This is a genomic window from Kocuria sp. WN036 (genome assembly GCF_002287015.1).
Classification (GTDB): Bacteria; Actinomycetota; Actinomycetes; order Actinomycetales; family Micrococcaceae; genus Kocuria; species Kocuria rosea.
Genome location: NZ_NSKF01000031.1, coordinates 21,564 through 37,137, shown reverse-complemented (window position 1 = coordinate 37,137; position 15,574 = coordinate 21,564). Strand labels below are relative to the sequence as shown.

Below are 15,574 nucleotides of genomic sequence, written 5' to 3'. Positions count from 1 at the left end.
CCGGGCCCGCCGCCGGCGTCCCGCGCCGGGCGCGGCCCGGCGCCTCGCCGAGGCCGCCCTGTCCGCGGGTCGCGTGGCCGAGGCGGACCGGTTCCTCGCGCTGGTGCCGCCCGGCACCAGCGACCTCGCCGGCACGCGGGCCCGCCGCCACCGTTACGTCGGCCGGATCTCGGAGGCCGTGGTCGAGCTCCGGCGCGCCGTGGCCGCCGGGCGAGCCACGCCGGGGGAGCGCCGCCGGCTGCTCCACTACGAGGACGACCTGCGGCTGCTCTCCGGCTGGCGTCCCGCGCTCACCCCGGTGGTCGGCTACCGGCCGGAGGCCGCCTCCGTGCTGCACGTGCTGGCCGAGGCCCCGCCGCGCGCCCTGGGCCGCCGCGCGCCGCGCCACCACTCCCTGCTGTCAGCGACCGTGGCCCAGGGCTGGACCGTGACCGCGGTGACCCGCCCCGGTCCCGTGCCCGCCGACGGCCGGTCGCACGGGCCGGCGCCCGAGGTGCTCGACGGCGTCTCCTACCACCGGATCCTGCCCGCCCGCCGCGCGCTGCTGCCCACGGCACGACTGCAGCAGGAGGCGCAGGCCCTGCTCAAACTGGCCCTGCGCGCCCGGCCCGCCGTGCTGCACACGACGAGCCGTCCCGGCAACGGCCTCGTGACCCGCGCGGTGGCCGAGGCCCTGGGCATCCCGTGGGTCTACGAGGTGCGCGAGCTGCCTGCCGACCGGTGGGCGGCCTCCCGTCCCGCCGAGGCCGTCACGAGCGAGCGCCACCGGCTCGACTGCGCCCGGGAGGCCGAGGTCCTGGCCGCCGCGGCCGACGTGGTGACCACGAGCCGTGCGATGGGCGAGCGGGTGCGGGCGCTGACGCGGGCCCTGCCGGCCGGCCCGGTCCCGGTCCGCGTGGCGCCCCCCGCCGTGGACGGCCCCTACCTGGCGGATCCCCGTCCCCTGCGGGAGGCGCGCCGGGTGCTCGGGCTGCCGGAGACGGCCCGGGTGGTGGGCGCGGTCGCGGACCTGGTGGAGCACGAGGGCCTCGACGACCTCCTGCGCGCCGCGGCCCTCGTGCGCGCCGACGTGCCGGAGCTGCTCGTGGTGGTCGTGGGCGCGGGCCCGGCGCGGCGGGAGCTCGAGCGCCTGGCCGCGGAGCTCGGCCTGGGCGACCGGGTCCGCTTCACGGGGCGGGTCCCGGACGAGCAGGTCGTGCAGTACCACCAGGCGTTCGACGTGTTCGTGGTCGCCCGCAAGGACCGCCCGGTCACCCGGGCCGCGGCCCCGACCGAGTCCGTCGAGGCCCTGGCCACCGGGACCCCCGTGGTCGCCTCGCGGCTGCCGGTGCTCGCCGAGACCGTGGCCGACGGCATCACCGGGATGCTCACCCCGCCGGAGGAGCCCGAGACCCTCGCCACGGTCCTGCGGATGATGCTCGAGTGCCCCGCCGTGCGCCGCTGCCTCGGCGGCGAGGGCCGGCGCCGGGTCGTGCCGGGAGGGACGTGGCACGGCGTGGCCGCGGCGGCCACGGAGGCCTACGACCACGTCACCGGGCGCGCCGGGACCGAGGAGGCCTCGGCCTGAGCGCGGTGCGCTCTCAGAGCAGGCCGAGGCGAGCGAGGCGGCGGCGCGCGGCCGCCTCGCTCGGCCCCGTCTCCCCGAGGGCGCGGCCGACCACCGCCAGGGTGAGCCCGGCGGCGCTGCGGGTGGGCAGCGGCACGGGGCCCAGCCGCGGACGCTCGAGACCGAGCAGGTCCAGCCGGTCCCCGGGCAGCGAGTCCACGACGGCGGCGAACAGGGCCCGGTAGCCCGGCAGCAGCACGGGGTCCAGGGGCGGGCGGCGCAGGAACGCCACGACGTCGTCCACGCGCGGGCCTCCGGCGAGGCGGGGGCCGAAGGACCGGAGGCGCTCGTCCAGCTCGGCCTCGGAGCGCGGCGGCCGCTCCACGCCCATCAGCCGGCCCGCCACGGCCCACTCCCGCACGTAGGCGTCCGGCCCGCCCGGGATCGTCCCGCCCCACCGCTGGTGGGAACGCAGGAACGCGTCCGTGAACGCCAGGTGGACCCACTCGGCGAGCTCGGGGTCGTTCGCGCAGTACGGGCGCCGCACGCCGTCGGCCCCGGTGTAGGTGCCGCGCACGCCGTCGTGGATCCGGCGGACGTGCGCCGAGGCCCGGTGCGCGGCGGTGGTGTCCCCGTAGGTGACGGTGAAGATCCACCGGATGGTCCCGGCGAGGCGCCCCAGGGGGTCGCTCCGGTAGTCCGAGTGCTCGACGACGCCGGCCAGCGCCCCCGGGTGCAGGGCCTGGGTGAGCAGGGCGCGCACGCCCGCGGGGATGGTCGCCATCGACCCGTGCACGGCCCACACCGCCGAACCGGGCCGGAAGTGCCCGGCGTCCTGGCCGTCGGCCAGCGCCAGCTCCCACTCCGGCACGCGGTCCGCCTGTCCGGCGAAGGTCGTGCGCAGCCTGTCCTGCAGCGGCGCCATCAGTCCCACGTCGAGCCCCTTCCGTCCCGGTGACCGGTCGGGCCCATCATGGCCGCCGCCTCCGACATCCGCGGCGGCGCGCCGCGCAGGACCGCGCCCGGGTCCGCCACCGGGGCGGGGCCGCAGCGGGCAGGGCCGGGAGCTCAGGGCCGTTCGGAGCCCCCGGGGACCAGTCCGGCCAGGGGCCCGCCCCGGAGGAAGCGCACGAGGGCGGGGGAGCGGGTGACCACCGTCTCCTGGTAGCGGCCGGGCAGCTCGGGGTCCTTGCCGATGACCAGCTGCTCGACGTCGTCGTCCAGGAACATCGCCATGGTGCCCCGCAGCAGCTCCAGCACCGCGTCGTCGCCGAGCAGGTCGCGCACGGCGCCGGGCAGCCGGACGGTGCGCGCGCCGTCGAGGACCAGATCGGCGAAGTCGGGCGTGTCGCCCTCCGACCACCGGGCCGTGGACGCGGCGGCGACCGCCCCGACGGCCTCGACCGCGAGGGTCACGACGATGGTCGCCTCCGTCAGCGCCGTCCGGACGTCCTCCGCGCGGCCCCGCTCGCGGTTCCGCCGCCAGCGGCTCGGACGGGTGCGGTCGACCACCAGGTACTCCAGCTGCAGCCTGCCCCGGCAGTCCTCCAGGAAGGAGACGGTGACGGTCTCGGCGGGGCAGTCCTCCCGGACGGCGGCGTAGGCCCGGCGCAGCAGGTCCTGCAGGTCGGTGGAGCCGCGGCCGAGCGTGCGCGCCGAGAGGCGCACGGGCCGGCCGTGCTCGTCGAGGCAGCGCACCGTGATCGGGACGCGTGCCACCGTGGTGTCGAGGGGGGAGTCCACGCTGACGTCAGGCCTTCCTGTGCGGTCGGGGAGAGGTCATCAGTCTAGATGCGCAGTCATGATCTGCCCGCGCCCGACCCGTCGCCCGTTGTGGGGACAATCGTGCCCTCACCAGCGGCGACGGCCGGGCCGGAGGCGTTTCCGCGGTCCGGCCCGGCCGTCCCTCCGTGCGCAGGGCCGATCAGGGCCAGGAGCCCTCCTCGGCGTGGGCGACGAACAGCTCGCGGATCTCGCACCCGCGGGGCTGGCCGAGGGCGAACAGGACGGCGTTCGCGACGTTCTCCGGATCGTTGAGCTGGGAGTCGTCCTGCGGCTTGTACTGCTCGTCCCGGTCGTCGAAGAAGCGTGTCTTCATGCCGCCCGGGATGAGCTGGGTGACGCCGACCTCGCCCTTGAGCTCCGCGGCGAGGGCCTGGGTGAAGCCCAGCACCCCGAACTTGGAGGCGCAGTACGCCGTCGCGTCCGAGACGCCCTTCAGCGCCAGGGTGGAGGCCACGGTGACGACCCGCCCCCGGGACTCCCGCAGGGCGGGCAGCGCCGCACGCACCGTGGACACGGTGCCGAACAGGTTGACCTGCACGACCTTCTCCCACTCGGTGCTCGCCACGTCCTCGAGCCGGCCGCAGCGGTCGATGCCGGCCGCGGTGACGACCGCGTCCAGACCGCCGGCGTCCGTCACGGCCCGGCGCACCGCCTCGGTCACCGCGGCGGTGTCCGCCACGTCGACTTCGTAGGCGGTGACGCCGGTGAGCGTGCTGATGTCCCGGTCCAGGACGATGGGGGTGCCGCCGTTGTCGCGGACCGCCTCCGCCACGGCGGCGCCGAGCCCGGAGGCACCGCCGGTGATCAGCACCCGGCCGGGATTGGTTGGCTGGAGACTCATGCAACTTCCTCTCTGCTGGACACGGCCGCGCCCACGGCCGGTGCCGCGGGCGGGCGTGCTGCTCCTCGTCGGAACAGGGGGCAGGCGCCGCGGGTGCGGCGGCCTGGCCCTGCTACCGTAGCCGCTCCCGAGCCGTTCATCAGTATGCTCATCAGGACAGCCCCCGGGGTGTCCGCACCCGCACGGCCGGAGGACGCCCGCCCGCACGGAGAAGGAGTTCCATGACCACCGCAGCACCCGCCACCGCCCCGACGACCGAGCTGACCGTGCAGGATCCGCGGGACGGGTCCACGGTCGGCACCCTGGCCGCCGCCACGGAGGAGGAGGTGCGGGCCGCGGTCGAGACCGCCCGCGCCGCCGCCCGGGACTGGGCCCGGACCGCCCCCGAGGAGCGCGGGAAGGCCCTGCGCGCGGCCGCCGACCGCCTGGCCGCCCACGCCCAGGAGCTCGCCGCGCTCAACGCCCGCGAGACCGGCAAGCCCGTCGAGGAGTCCCTGGGCGGGGTCATGGCAGGGGTCGGCACACTCCACCAGTACGCCGAGCTCGGCCCGGTGCACCGGGGCCACAGCCTGCGCGGCAGCGTGCTCGCGGCCGACTACACGGTCGCGGAGCCGCGCGGCGTCGTCGTCGCCCTCACCCCCTGGAACGACCCCGTGGCCGTGGCCGCGGGCCTGCTGGGCGCGGCGATCGTCACCGGCAACACCGTGGTGCACAAGCCGAGCGAACGGTGCCCCCACCTCGGAGCCCGCCTCGGGGAGATCCTCGCCGGGGTCCTGCCGGCCGGCGTGCTCGGCACCGTCACCGGCGGCGCCGCCGTGGGGCAGCTGCTCACGGCGCTGCCCGGCGTCGACGTCCTCGCCCACGTCGGCTCCACCGCCACGGGGGAGGCCATCGCCCGCGCGGCGGTCGGCACCGGCGCCCACGTGGTCCGGGAGAACGGCGGCAACGACGCCCTGGTGGTCGACGACGACGTCGACCCCGTCTGGGCCGCCGGGCAGGCCGCCCTCGGCGCGTTCGCGAACTCGGGCCAGATCTGCGTGGCGGTCGAGCGGATCTACGTCCACCGCGGCGTCGCCGAGCCGTTCCTCGAGGCGCTCGCCGAGGAGGCGCGCCGGCGCAACACCGACGGCACGCTGGCGCCGCTGGTCGACGAGCGGCTGCGCGAGGAGGTCCACCGCCAGGTCGCCGAGAGCGTCGCCCAGGGGGCGGTCGTGCTCGAGGGCGCCCAGGTCCCGGAGGGCCCCGGCGCGTTCTACCCGGCCACCGTGCTGCGCGGGTGCACCCCCGCGATGACCGTGATGACCGAGGAGACGTTCGGGCCCGTGGCGCCGGTCCAGGTCGTCGACAGCTTCGACGAGGGGCTCCGGCTGGCCGCCGCCGACCGCTACGGGCTGGCCGCCACCGTGCTCACCGGCCGGATCGCCCACGCCCAGCGCGCCGTGGCCGAGCTGCCCGTGGGCACGCTCAAGGTCAACAACGTCTTCGGCGGCGCCCCGGGCGGTGCGGCGCAGCCGCGGCGGGCGTCCGGCGCGGGCTTCGGCTACGGCCCCGAGCTCCTCGACGAGATGACCCAGGTGAAGGTCGTGCACCTGGAGATGCCGCCCGCGGCCGGCTGAGCACTGGCCGCGGCCCCCGTGGGCCCGGGCCGCGGAACCCGGGTCCTCACCGCCGGCGCCGTGGCTCGAGCAGCCCCCGGACCCGGTCCGAGGGCTGCTCGCCCAGCTCCGCCGCGAGGGCCGAGCGGTACTCCTGGAAAGCCCGCCGGGCCTCGGCCTCGTTGCCGAGAGCGAGGTGGGCGCGGAGCAGCAGGCGCACGGCGCTCTCGCGCAGGGGAGCGGCGTCTCGGACCGTCCGGGCCAGCGCGAGGGCGTGGTGGACCTCCCCGCGGACCAGGCAGAGCTCGGCCCGCTCCTCCACGGCGTTGACGTAGAGCTCCTGCAGCCGGGCCTGCTCCTCGACCACCCAGTCGTCGTACCAGCCCGGCAGCAGCGCCACCCGGGGGCGGTCCAGCACCCAGGCGTCGTCCCGCTCGGCGGACCAGGACGCCACCGGGCGCACGACCAGCTCGAGCAGACGGTGCAGGTCCACGTCCACCGCCCCGGAGAGCGCGAGGTCGCCGCCGCGGCCCGTGAGGGCCCCCGGCACGCGCCGGGACAGGGTGAAGACGGCCGCGCGCAGGCTGCCGAGCGCGTGGTCCTCCGGGCACTCCGGCCACAGCAGGCCGGCGAGGTAGTGCCGGGACCGGGGGCCGTGGACCGCCAGCGCCGCCAGGAGCCGCTGCTGCCGCGCCCCGGTGTGCACCGGGGCGCCCTGCACGGCGAGGTCCCAGCTCCCCAGCAGGCGCAGCGTGATCGGCCTCCGCTCGCCCATGATCCCGCTCCCCCCGGCTGACCAGGCACAACGTCCGCGCCCGGGTTCCACCGCCATGCTCTGCCGCGGGGTGGGGGAAGTCAACGGGATGTCGTGCCCCGCCGCGAGTGCGTCCGTGCCGGGTCCCTGCCGGGTCCCCGCGCGGCGGGGGTCCGGGGCGGAGGCCGGGCGGGCCGCCCCGCCGGGGCTCAGAAGCGGCGGCGGACCCGGATGGTGTTGGCCAGGCGCCGGACCTTGGGCACGTTGGTGGAGAGCACGAGATAGCCGGTGAGCGTGCCCACAGTGGTCGCGCCGCCCGCGATCAGGGGGGTGTGGAACTTCCGCCACCGCTCCGGGTCGGACGCCAGGATGTGGGCCATGCCGTTGATGGACGCGGCGATCACCACGCCGGCCACCACCTGGTGGCCGATCTTCTCGCCGCGCTTGAGCAGCGGCTCGAACTCGTCGGCGCGCAGGTGGACGTCGAAGCCGCCGCGCTCCAGCACCACGATGAGCCGCCGGAGGTACTCGGGGGCCTCCACGCCCATCTGCACCGCGTCCTGCAGGATGTCGCGCACCCGCTTGGCCAGGATCTCGGGGGAGAGCCGGTGCAGCACGAACCGCTGGGCGTACGGGGCGAGGACCGAGACGAGGTCGAACTCCGGGTCCAGGCCGGTGCCCACGGACTCCGCCGTGACGAGCATCCGCAGGAACAGGGCGGACTCGCGCGGCAGGTGCATCCGGTAGCGGCGCAGCATCCCGATGAGGTCGCCCATCAGGTGGCCCACCCGCACCTCGTGCAGGGGCTTGTTCGCGTAGCGGCGCAGCAGGATCGCCACGTCCCGCTCGAGGTCCTTCTTGTTGACGTCCAGCTCCTGCGAGGTCAGCCCCAGCAGCCCCGCGGCGACCCGCCGCGGGTTCTCCTGCACCACGCCGAGCATCAGGGTCACCAGGTGGTCCCGGAACTCGTCGGTGAGGGTGCCCATCATCCCGAAGTCGATGATCCCGATCCGCCCGCCGGTCTCCACGAAGAGGTTCCCGGGGTGCGGGTCCGCGTGGAAGAAGCCGTGCTCGAAGATCATCCGGCAGATGGCCTCGGTCGAGTCCACGGCCAGCAGGTGCCGGTCGAGCCCGGCGGCCTCGAGGGCGGGGTAGTCGTTGATCTTGATCCCGCGGATCCGCTCCATCGTGAGGATCCGGGAGGTCGAGGCCTCCCAGAAGATCTCCGGGACGTGCACCCGGGGGTCGCCCCTGAAGTTCTCGGCCATCCGCTGGGCGTTGCGGGCCTCCGTGAGGTAGTCCAGCTCGTCCCGCAGGGACTGGGCGAACTCGTCCGCCAGACCCACGAGGTCGAAGTGCTGCACCGCCGGCCAGTAGGTGGACAGCAGCTTGGCCAGCTCCGCGAGGATCTCGAGGTCGCGGTTGACCTCCTCGACGACGCCGGGGCGGCGCACCTTCACGACGACGTCCACCCCCTTGTAGACGGCCGCGTGCGCCTGGCCGATCGAGCCCGTGGCGAGCGGCACGGGGTCGATCTCGGCGAGGATCTCCTCGGCGGCGGAGTCGGGCTCCGACTCGATCATCGCCCGGATCCGCTCCGGCGGCACCGGGGGCGTGCTGTCCTGCAGCCGGGTCAGCTCCTGCACGTACCGCGGCGGCAGCAGGTCCGGCCGGGTCGAGACCACCTGGCCGAGCTTCACGAACGTGGGACCGAGCTCCTCGAGGGCCTGCCGCAGGTGGACCGGCTGGCTGTAGAGCTTGTCGGGGTCGATGAGCCGGACCCGGGCCAGCGGTGCGCGCCACTCCTCCTTGATCCCGCCGAGGGCGAAGCCGAAGCCGTGCTTCGAGAGGACCTCGAGGATCTGGAGGAAGCGTTCCCGGCGGCTGATCATCGGCGGGCCGCTCCGGTGCTCATCCGGGCGAGGTAGAAGGACATGAAGCCGGTCGCGACGGCCACGATGAAGCACAGCGCGCTCACCAGCGGTTCGATGCCGAGGAAGACCACGCCCACCCCGCCCAGCAGCACGGTCATGGCCAGCAGCGTCCACACGGCCACGTGCACCCGGCCGAGCACGCCGGTCCCCGGGCCGGCGGAGGAGCGCTGGGCGGACACGTCGTCGTCGTGCCCGGCGCGCTCCGCGCCCCCGGACCCCGCCGCGGACACGGCCAGGCCCTTGCGCCACTTCTTCGCGTTGCGCGAGCGGTCGGCCTCGGCCGGGACGTAGGCGTCCGGGACGGCGAAGCTGCCGCCGGGCGGCAGGAGCTCGGGGACGTCGTTGGGCAGCTGCTCGAACCACTCCGCGGGGATGTCCTCCGGACGCGCGGCCTGGAGGGTCATCGAGACCTCGAAGGCCGAGCCGCGGATGGTGCCCCACACCGCGGTGAGCTTCTCCTGCTGGAAGGCGTGGTCGATGATCGGGATGAACTGCTGGGACATCTGGGTGGAGAGCCGGCCCACCTGGCGGCGCTCGTAGAGCACGTCGACGATGTCCAGGGTCTGCCCGTGGTGGTTGCGGACCTTGTTCGTCTCCAGGGTCAGCATCACGCGGCCCTCCCCGGACGGGGGGATGACGCTGTGCAGGTACTCGGCGAACTCCTGCTCGTCCAGGACCTTGATCGACGGGCCCTGCGGCAGCACCGCGGCCTGCGCCGGGGGCGTGTTGAGCGGGAACAGCAGGTCCGGGGCCGCGATCGACAGCCGCGCCGCGGCGTCGACCTCCGCCTGCCCGTCCTGGCGCAGGACCGTGGCCTCCAGCTTCAGCGGCGCCACCGGCGTGTAGCCGGACGCGATGACCCGCGCGAGGTAGGGCCAGTACCGCTGCGCGTCCTGCTGGGCGAGGTGGCCGATCTTGTTGGGCCCGATCCGCACCGAGACGGTGTGGGGGTCGAAGGGGTTGTCCGGCTCCGGGACCAGCGCCGCGTTGCCCGTCCAGGTGCGCAGCTTGCCGAAGGCCAGACCGCCGAACACCCGCATGATCTCGGTGTCGTAGAAGTTCTCCGTGACGATCTCCAGAGAGCCGCGGTCGTTGAGCGCGTAGTCGGTCATGGTCTCCCTCGATGGAGCTGGGGCATCAAGTCGTCAATAGCTTCTCACGATTCCCGTGACGCCCGGTCCACCGCCGGGCCCGTACGGTGTCCGCGCTGACTGGTGCAATGATGGCCGATCAGGACACCGGGCGGGCCCCGGTGACGCCCCGGGACGAGAGCCGGACCGGGACCCCCGAAGGAGGCGCGCGGATGCCCCAGGGCCAGGACCTCCCGCCCGAGCCGGACCGCCCGGCGGTGGACGTCGACGTGCTGCGCACGCTCTTCCTCAGCCCCGGCGACTGGATCCACCGGCGCGTGGAGTCCGTGCTGATGAGCCCCGACGGGGTCACCCGCCGGAAGGTCTCCCTCGACGTCGACCTCGCCGCGCGCGCCCCGTGGCCGGCCGACGCCGCCGGCCGGCTGCTGGTGCCCGTGACCATCCAGGCCAAGCAGCCCCTGCGCAACTTCGACGCCGTCTGCCAGGGCGACCCCGTCCCGGTCCTCAGCACCGAGGACAACGGGGCGCTCGCCGAGCTGCTGCTGCGCGGACTGATCCCGGAGCAGCTGCCGCTGGCCGAGGCGGCCGTCCTGGCGGACGACCACGTCCCCGCGATCGTGCACGCCCCCGAGCTGCTCGTGGAGGACGCCCTCGACGGGTTCTGGGCCTACTGCGAGCACCTGCGCGCCGTCGTCCAGGAGCTCGTCGACCGGGGGCGGCTGCCGGCGGAGGACGCCGAGCACTGGGAGGCCGACCTCGCCCTGTTCACCACCGTGGCCGACCAGCTGGCCCGCGGCTTCCTGCTGACCTTCGCGCTGCCCGCCGAGTTCGCGGGGCGCCGGCTCGTGCTCAAGTACTCGATGGACGAGCAGTACGCCGCCGGCCGGCGGCCGCGCGCTCGGGACCGGCTGCGGCACTGCTGGATGCCCTGGGTGGGCCGGGTCGGCCTGCACGACCTCGCGTCCTGCCGCAGCTTCCACCTGGAGCTGACGGTGCCCCCGGAGGTCCGGCTGCACGAGTTCACGGTCCTCTCGCACGAGGGCGGGCGCCCCGGCGGGCCGGGCGGCTCGCACCGGGCGGTGGACCGGGTGCTCGCCGAGGACCGCGCCGTGCGGCGGTGGCCCGGGGCGGTGCGCGGCCACCTGGCGCTGCGGCCCACGTCCCGGTTCGACGACGCCGTCTGCGAGATGGTGATCCTGCCGGCCCGGCAGGGGATCACGGCGTTCGCCTCCGTGGCGGTCAGCCTCATCACCGCGGTCCTGCTGCTCGTGGGGCTCGTCGCCACCGTGCGGGAGCACGTCCTGGGGCCGGGCTGGCAGGTGCCCTCCGCGGCGGCCTCGATCGTGATGTCCGTGGTGGCGGTGCTGCTGTCCTGGATCAACCGGCAGCCCGAGCACGACATCTCCGTGCGCGTGATGCGCCCCCTGCGCTACGCGCTGAACCTGGAGGCCCTGGTCATGCTGATGCTCGCCGGCGCGGCCTCCGTCCCCTTCACCCCGGTGGCGGCCGCGGCGTACTGGTCGGTGCTCGTGCTGCTGCACGTGCTGTCCCTCGTGCTCGTGGCGCGCACCTGGTGGGTGCGGCGGTCCGTGGACCGGGGCTGGTTCACGTCCCGGGCGCGGCGGCACGGCCGATGACCGGCGGCGCTCTGTTCAGTGGGGCGGCGGCCTCCTACACTGGAGGTGTCACGGAAAGGATCCACCATGGCCTATGACGCCCGGACCGGTCCGCAGGCGCCCCAGCCGCGCCGCGAGCACCGCAACGACTCCAAGGTGAACCTGCTGCAGCTGGGCAACTCGTCGATGTCGCTCGGCCAGAGCCTCGACCGGCGGGTCTTCAAGTCCAACGAGGACGCCCAGCGCGCCGTCGACCGCGTGCTGCGCCGCTCGGGGCGCCCCGCCACCTGAGCCCGCGCCGCCCGGAACCGCCGGGTCCCCCGGACCGTCGCAGTCCCCCCGGTGCGCACCGGGGGGACTGCTGTTGCCCGGAGGACCCGGGGCCGGCCTCGGCGTGCGGGGGTCAGGGGCGCGCCGCCGCCTGCGCCCGCAGCGCCCGCAGCAGGTGGTCCCGCTCCTCGACCAGGATCCGGCGCAGGGCGGCGGGCGCCCCGGCGTGGTTGCTCAGCCACAGCTCCGTGCGGGCGAGCACCGGGTGGTGCTCGGGGTCGTGCCCCGGCTCGAGATCGGCGCCGGCGGGGTAGAGCCCCTGCACGATGCGGGTGGCCATCCCGATGGACCGGCGCGCCCACACCTCCTCCAGCATGGCGAAGTACCGCTCCCGGTACGGCTCCACCAGCTCCGCCGGGCCCAGCTGGAAGCCGGCGACCGTGGCGCTCAGCAGGTCGTTGGACAGCTCGTCACCGGTGATCGCGTCCCAGGCCTCCGCCTTGGCCCGGGGGAGCGGGCGGGCGGCGCGGGCCCGGGCCCAGCCGACCTGCCCGGTGCGGGTCCGGTCGGCGGCGCGCTCCCGTTCCAGGGCGGCGTCCAGGACGGGGTCCTCGCCGTGGCCGGTGGCCGCGAGCGCCGTCCACAGCGCCCAGCGCAGGTCCGAGCCCAGCCGCAGCCCGGGCAGCGCGTCCCGCCCGCCCAGGAGGTCGCGCAACCATCCGGCGTGGCTGCCGTCGCGCCGGGCCGTGCGGGCGGTGAGCCGGGCGAGGGCCAGCTGCCGGTCGCTGCCCGGATCCGCCCGGCGCAGCTCCCGGACGGCGGCGTCGAGCAGCCGGCCCCGAAGCCGGGCCCGCCGGGCGGTCGGGGTGAAGCGCTCGACGGCCTCCACGGCGTGGTCCACGGCGGTGGAGAACATTCCGGTCTGCGGCTCGGCGAAGCCGTGGTCCAGGACGGCGCCCACCCAGTCCCCGGGGTCGAGCTCGGCGTCCCGGGTGGCGTTCCACAGCCCCGACCACAGCTGGGCGCGGGCCATGTCGTCCTCCACGGAGGACAGGGAGCTCAGGGCCGTGGTGAGCGAGAGCGGGTCCAGGCGGGTCTTGGCGTAGGTGAGGTCCTCGTCGTTGACCACCAGCAGCGGCGCGGTCGAGCCCACGAGCTCGGGGACCTCCACGGAGGACTCGGCGGGCAGGTCCACGCTGACCGTGCCGGTGCGCACCAGGACGTCCCCGGGACCGCGCTCGTAGCCGCCGAGCAGCAGCCGGTGCGGGCGCAGCACCCCGGCGCCGGGGTCCTGGAGCAGCGCCGCGAAGGTGACGGTGCCGTCGTCGTCCCGGGCGAGGTCCAGGGCCAGCGAGGTGACGCCGGAGGTGCCCAGCCAGGACTCCGCCCAGCCGCGCACGTCCCGCCCGGAGGCCTCCTCGAGCACGGCCAGGAAGTCCTCCAGGGTGGTGGACCCGTAGGCGTGGCGGCGGAAGTAGGCGCGGCACGCGTCGACGAACGGGCCGTAGCCCACGAACGCCACGAGCTGCTTGAGCACCGCGGCGCCCTTGGCGTAGGTGATGCCGTCGAAGTTCTGCCGGGCGGCCTCGAGGTCGTGGATGTCGGCGACCACCGGGTGCGTGGTGGGCAGCTGGTCCTGCCGGTAGGCCCAGGCCTTCCGGCGGTCCGCGAACGCGATCCACGCCTCCTCGAAATCCGTGGCCTGCACCGACGCGTGCGCCCCCATGAACTCGGCGAAGGACTCCTTGAGCCACAGGTCGTCCCACCACGTCATGGTGACGAGGTCCCCGAACCACATGTGGGACATCTCGTGCATGAGGGTGTTCGCCCGCCCCTGGTACTGGGCGCGGGTGGCCCCGTCCGGGAACAGGTACTCCTCGGTGAAGGTCACCAGCCCGGGGTTCTCCATGGCACCCAGGTTGTACTCGGGCACGAACGCCTGCTCGTACTTCCCGAACGGGTACGGGTAGCCGAACAGCTCGGTGAAGAACGTCAGTCCCTGCCGGGTGAGGTCGAACAGCTCGCGGGCGCCGGTGGCCGCGTCGAGGTGCTCGGCCAGCGAGGCGCGGCAGTACAGGGCCAGCGGCACGGACATGCGGCTGCCGTCCTCGAAGGAGTGCCGCCACTCGCCCGCCACCCGGTGGTACGGGCCCGCCAGCACCGTGGTGATGTACGTGGAGATCCGCTCCGTGGGGGCGAACTCGTGGCGCACCGCCCCGGGCCGCTCGGCCTCCGGGGCGGGGGACGCCGCCATGCGCACCCCGTTGGAGGAGACCTGCCAGCCGTCCGGGGCCAGGACCGTGAACCGGAAGGACGCCTTGAGGTCCGGCTGCTCGAAGTTCGCGAAGACCCGGCGGGCGTCCGCCGGCTCGTACTGGGTGTACAGGTAGACCCGGCCGTCGGCCGGGTCCACGAACCGGTGCATCCCCTCCCCGGAGCGGGAGTACAGCCCCCGCCCGGCCACCGTGACCTCGTTGGCCGCCTCGAGGGACGGCAGCCGGATCCGGGCGCCCTCCACGACGTCGTCCGGGTCCAGCTCCCGGCCGTTGACCGTCACCGACTCCACGGAGCGGCCGATGAAGTCCAGGAACGTCTGGGCGCCCTCCTCCGCGGCGAAGCGCACCGTGGTCACGGACCGGAACGAGTCCGCCTCCGGGTCCGGCGCGGTGGACAGGTCCAGCAGGACGTCGTAGCTCTCCACGGCGACGAGCTCGGAACGGTCGGCGGTCTCGCGGCGGGTCAGGTTGTCGTTGCGCACCGTGCCATTGAACCACCCGGGCCGGTCCGCCCGCCGGGCCCTGCCGTGCCGGGCCGCGGACAACCCGGGTCTGGACGGCCGGGCCCCGGGCGGCCGTAGGCTGGGGCGCAGACCCGCCCGCCCGCACCAGGAGGACACCATGGCCGACCAGGACCGCCGGACGGTGATCGCCGGCGCGCTGCTGGGGGCGGGCATCGCCGCCTCCGTGGTGGACCTCGCCGTCTTCCACCTGCTCCTGCACTGGCACCACTTCTACGACCTCTCCACCACCGGTGTCGCCCTCGCCTCGGACGGGCTCTTCCACGCCTTCGGCTGGTTCGTCACCGTGGGCTCCCTCTTCCTGCTGGCCGACATCCGCCGCCGCGGCGCCATGTCCTGGGGCCGCTGGACCGGGGGGCTGCTAGCGGGCCTCGGCGCGTTCCAGCTCGTCGACGGCGTGGTCCTGCACAAGGTGCTCAGGATCCACCAGATCCGCTACGACGTGGACCTGCTGGTCTACGACACCACCTGGATCGGCACGGCCGTGCTCGCGCTCGCCGCGGGACTCCTGCTCCTGCGCCTGACCCGACCGCACCGGACCGCCCGCCCGCGCCGATGACGCACGACCACGGGAGCCCCGGCTGGGCGCTCTTCGACGCGACCGTGCTCGCCCTGCTCGTCCTGGCCGCCGCCGGCTGGGCCGCGGGGCTGTGGGCGGCACGGCACCGCGGCCCGTGGCCGGCGCACCGGACGGTGCTGTGGTGCGCGGGACTGCTGTGCGCCGGCACGGCGCTGGTCGGGCCCCTGGCCGGGGCCGCCCGCGCCGGCTTCACCGCCCACATGGCCGGACACCTGCTGCTGGGGATGGCCGCCCCGCTGCTGCTGGTGCTCGCCGCCCCCGTGACCCTGGCGCTGCGCGCGCTGCCCGTGGCCCGCGCCCGCGCCCTGTCCCGGCTCCTGCGCACGCCGCCCGTCCGGGCGGTGACCCGTCCGGTGGTGGCCGGGACGCTCAACGCGGGCGGCCTGTGGGTGCTCTACACCACCGGGCTGTACGGCACGATGCACGCCTCCGTGGCCGTGCACGCGGCGGTGCACCTCCACGTCCTCCTCGCGGGCTGCGTCTTCACCGCCGCCGTGGTCGGGGTGGACCCGGACCCGCACCGGGGCTCCTTCCGCGTGCGGGCGGCGGTCCTGGTCGGCTTCGTGGCGGTCCACTCGGCGCTCGCCAAGCACCTGTACGGGCACCCCCCGGACGGGGTCGGGGCGTCGGACGCCCGCACGGGGGCGCAGCTCATGTACTACGGCGGGGACGTGGTGGACGTGGCCCTGATCGTCGTGCTCTTCGCCCAGCGGTACGCCGCCGGGCGGCCCCGCGTCCGGGCGGCCCGGTCCGTCGCCTGAGAAC

General features: G+C 75.3%; 13 protein-coding genes. 6 read left to right on the top strand and 7 right to left on the bottom strand.

Translation table 11 applies throughout. From position 1 onward, the window contains the following. Positions 1–1,567, top strand: a 1,567-nt coding sequence (locus tag CK505_RS15675; protein ID WP_095651658.1) for a glycosyltransferase, incomplete at its 5' end; no start/stop codon positions are given. Between the two features lie 13 nt (positions 1,568–1,580). On the opposite strand, the gene CK505_RS15670 is transcribed toward CK505_RS15675, so the two are convergent. The 3 genes from CK505_RS15670 to CK505_RS15660 all read right to left on the bottom strand — a co-directional run bounded on the left by CK505_RS15670 (position 1,581) and on the right by CK505_RS15660 (position 4,172). After that, a complete protein-coding gene (locus CK505_RS15670) occupies positions 1,581–2,471 on the bottom strand; it encodes an oxygenase MpaB family protein (RefSeq protein WP_031283456.1) in 891 nt (296 codons plus the stop codon). A gap of 143 nt (positions 2,472–2,614) precedes the next feature. Further along, positions 2,615–3,289: a hypothetical protein gene (locus tag CK505_RS15665; protein WP_017834337.1), complete on the bottom strand. Its 675-nt coding sequence runs from the start codon at positions 3,287–3,289 to the stop codon at positions 2,615–2,617. A gap of 181 nt (positions 3,290–3,470) precedes the next feature. Further along, positions 3,471–4,172: an SDR family oxidoreductase gene (locus tag CK505_RS15660; RefSeq protein ID WP_095651657.1), complete on the bottom strand. Its 702-nt coding sequence runs from the start codon at positions 4,170–4,172 to the stop codon at positions 3,471–3,473. A gap of 221 nt (positions 4,173–4,393) precedes the next feature. Between CK505_RS15660 and CK505_RS15655 the strand changes: the two genes are divergently transcribed. Then, positions 4,394–5,788, top strand: a complete 1,395-nt coding sequence (locus CK505_RS15655) for an aldehyde dehydrogenase (protein WP_095651656.1) — start codon at positions 4,394–4,396, stop codon at positions 5,786–5,788. Between the two features lie 46 nt (positions 5,789–5,834). Here CK505_RS15655 and CK505_RS15650 read toward each other — a convergent pair whose 3' ends face one another. From CK505_RS15650 to CK505_RS15640, 3 genes are all read right to left on the bottom strand, one after another. Beyond that, entirely contained in the window at positions 5,835–6,542 is a 708-nt protein-coding gene (locus tag CK505_RS15650; RefSeq protein WP_176475384.1) for a BTAD domain-containing putative transcriptional regulator, read from the bottom strand. 188 nt (positions 6,543–6,730) lie between these two features. Then, complete coding sequence (locus CK505_RS15645) at positions 6,731–8,413, bottom strand: AarF/ABC1/UbiB kinase family protein (protein WP_095651654.1); 1,683 nt, start codon at positions 8,411–8,413, stop codon at positions 6,731–6,733. Next, positions 8,410–9,567 (bottom strand): hypothetical protein, encoded by a 1,158-nt coding sequence (locus CK505_RS15640; protein WP_095651653.1) that lies wholly within the window; start codon positions 9,565–9,567, stop codon positions 8,410–8,412. The genes CK505_RS15645 and CK505_RS15640 overlap by 4 nt, the downstream gene beginning before the upstream one ends. Positions 9,568–9,758: 191 nt before the next feature. On the opposite strand from CK505_RS15640, the gene CK505_RS15635 reads away from it, so the two are divergent. Next, positions 9,759–11,183, top strand: a complete 1,425-nt coding sequence (locus CK505_RS15635) for a hypothetical protein (protein ID WP_095651652.1) — start codon at positions 9,759–9,761, stop codon at positions 11,181–11,183. Positions 11,184–11,249: 66 nt separating this feature from the next. Next, a complete protein-coding gene (locus CK505_RS15630; RefSeq protein WP_017834330.1) occupies positions 11,250–11,453 on the top strand; it encodes a hypothetical protein in 204 nt (67 codons plus the stop codon). Positions 11,454–11,565: 112 nt separating this feature from the next. Here CK505_RS15630 and pepN read toward each other — a convergent pair whose 3' ends face one another. Then, the gene (gene pepN / locus CK505_RS15625) at positions 11,566–14,190 is read right to left on the bottom strand and encodes an aminopeptidase N (protein WP_176475383.1); all 2,625 of its coding nucleotides are present in this window, start codon (positions 14,188–14,190) and stop codon (positions 11,566–11,568) included. A gap of 139 nt (positions 14,191–14,329) precedes the next feature. Here pepN and CK505_RS15620 point away from each other — a divergent pair, with 139 nt between their 5' ends. Continuing rightward, positions 14,330–14,788 (top strand): DUF2243 domain-containing protein, encoded by a 459-nt coding sequence (locus CK505_RS15620; RefSeq protein WP_095651650.1) that lies wholly within the window; start codon positions 14,330–14,332, stop codon positions 14,786–14,788. After that, a complete protein-coding gene (locus tag CK505_RS15615) occupies positions 14,785–15,570 on the top strand; it encodes a cytochrome c oxidase assembly protein (RefSeq protein ID WP_095651649.1) in 786 nt (261 codons plus the stop codon). The genes CK505_RS15620 and CK505_RS15615 overlap by 4 nt, the downstream gene beginning before the upstream one ends. Positions 15,571–15,574 lie beyond the last annotated feature (4 nt).

Excerpts from the sequence above, each read along its gene's own strand:
- CK505_RS15670 (WP_031283456.1), bottom strand. The coding sequence starts at position 2,471 with ATGGCGCCGCTGCAGGACAGGCTGCGCACGACCTTCGCCGGACAGGCG.
- CK505_RS15660 (WP_095651657.1), bottom strand. The coding sequence starts at position 4,172 with ATGAGTCTCCAGCCAACCAATCCCGGCCGGGTGCTGATCACCGGCGGT.
- CK505_RS15655 (WP_095651656.1), top strand. The coding sequence starts at position 4,394 with ATGACCACCGCAGCACCCGCCACCGCCCCGACGACCGAGCTGACCGTG.
- CK505_RS15650 (WP_176475384.1), bottom strand. The coding sequence starts at position 6,542 with ATGGGCGAGCGGAGGCCGATCACGCTGCGCCTGCTGGGGAGCTGGGAC.
- CK505_RS15645 (WP_095651654.1), bottom strand. The coding sequence starts at position 8,413 with ATGATCAGCCGCCGGGAACGCTTCCTCCAGATCCTCGAGGTCCTCTCG.
- CK505_RS15640 (WP_095651653.1), bottom strand. The coding sequence starts at position 9,567 with ATGACCGACTACGCGCTCAACGACCGCGGCTCTCTGGAGATCGTCACG.
- CK505_RS15635 (WP_095651652.1), top strand. The coding sequence starts at position 9,759 with ATGCCCCAGGGCCAGGACCTCCCGCCCGAGCCGGACCGCCCGGCGGTG.
- CK505_RS15630 (WP_017834330.1), top strand. The coding sequence starts at position 11,250 with ATGGCCTATGACGCCCGGACCGGTCCGCAGGCGCCCCAGCCGCGCCGC.
- CK505_RS15620 (WP_095651650.1), top strand. The coding sequence starts at position 14,330 with ATGGCCGACCAGGACCGCCGGACGGTGATCGCCGGCGCGCTGCTGGGG.
- CK505_RS15615 (WP_095651649.1), top strand. The coding sequence starts at position 14,785 with ATGACGCACGACCACGGGAGCCCCGGCTGGGCGCTCTTCGACGCGACC.